This is a genomic window from Primorskyibacter flagellatus, assembly GCF_900176485.1.
GTDB classification, from domain to species: Bacteria; Pseudomonadota; Alphaproteobacteria; order Rhodobacterales; family Rhodobacteraceae; genus Primorskyibacter; species Primorskyibacter flagellatus.
Genome location: NZ_FWYD01000062.1, coordinates 1 through 1,402 on the forward strand (window position 1 = coordinate 1; position 1,402 = coordinate 1,402).

The 1,402-nt window shown below is 57.1% G+C and carries 1 protein-coding gene; it reads left to right on the forward strand.

Features of this window, described 5'->3' with window-relative positions; genetic code table 11:
• The first annotated feature begins 92 nt into the window (after positions 1-92).
• Complete coding sequence (locus B8991_RS20915; protein ID WP_084355210.1) at positions 93-1,121, forward strand: IS110 family RNA-guided transposase; 1,029 nt, start codon at positions 93-95, stop codon at positions 1,119-1,121.
• Positions 1,122-1,402 lie beyond the last annotated feature (281 nt).

The window sequence follows — 1,402 nt, forward strand, 5'->3', positions numbered from 1 at the left end:
GGCTTTGTTGATGGCGTGGATGCCCCTCCCGACGGCATCTCAATGTGCCATTGTGGTGAGTGTTAAAGCCATCACAAAAGGAAGGAGCATCCATGTCCGAAGTTACTATAATCGGTGTCGACCTGGCAAAGCGCGTTTTCCAGCTTCACGGTGCCCACGCTGACGGGTCGGTTGCATTTCGTAAGAAGCTGTCGCGGGGGCAGCTGATTGCGTTCGTGGCACAGCAGCCCAAATGCCTGATCGCTATGGAGGCATGTGCGACGGCGCATGGCTGGGGTCGGGCCTTTGAAGCACTGGGGCACGACGTGCGGTTAATTCCGCCGTCCTATGTGAAGCCGTTTGTCAAACGCCAAAAAAACGATATGGCCGATGCAGAAGCCATCGTGGAGGCTGCAATGCGTCCGACCATGCGCTTTGTGGTAGTGAAGACTGAAGATCAGCAGGCCCGCGCCATGCTGTTTCGCACCCGGCAGATGTTTGTTGGTCAGCGCACTCAGATGATCAACGCTTTGCGGGGCCACCTTGCCGAACACGGACTGGTTGCGGCGCGGGGGCCTGCCCATCTCAAGCAGCTTGTCGATGCGCTCGCAGATAATGACACGATGCTGCACATTGAGGTTCGTGAACTTGGCCGGATGTATCTCGAGCAGATCGAGGAAATGAATGCGCGTGTTGCAGAGCTTGATGCAAAGATGAGATCTGCGGCCAAGAAAGCGGACTTGGTGCGTCGCGCACAGACGATGCCGGGCGTGGGTCCTGTCACGGCGCTTGCAATCGAGACGTTTGCCCCAGACCTGACCACCTTCAAACGCGGTCGCGATTTTGCCGCGTGGCTTGGGTTGGTGCCAAAGCAGCACTCGACCGGCGGGAAGGCCAGGCTCGGGAAGACCTCAAAGATGGGTCAACGCGACATCCGTACCCTCCTGGTCTCTGGAGCCATGGCCGTTCTTCAGGCTGTCGAGCGGTTCAACACACCGAACAATGGCTGGCTGAAACGCCTGCTGACCCGCAAGCCACGCATGGTCGCCGCAATTGCGCTGGCCAACAAAATGGCCCGTGGTCTCTGGGCCATGATTACGAAACACGAGGATTACCGGAATCCGGCGGCGACGATGGCATAGCGAAGACTGCGTGTTACGGCGTCCCGGTAAGTTGGGAGTGTGAGGAGGTCACTGAACAGTAAGGGCAAAGGATCGATCAGATCCGGGTCAGAGAAAGCAGCATTTGTGCAGGAGCCATCGAGCTCGGTTTGTTGATATGCTTTTGATCCGCGCATCGCCATACCGGCCCGCGGTCAATATATCACCGCATACAGAGGCCTGATACATGACCGCACCCGATCACACGCTTGCACCGTTCAAAAATCACTTGCACTAATAGGGGCATCCATACATGCACAAAT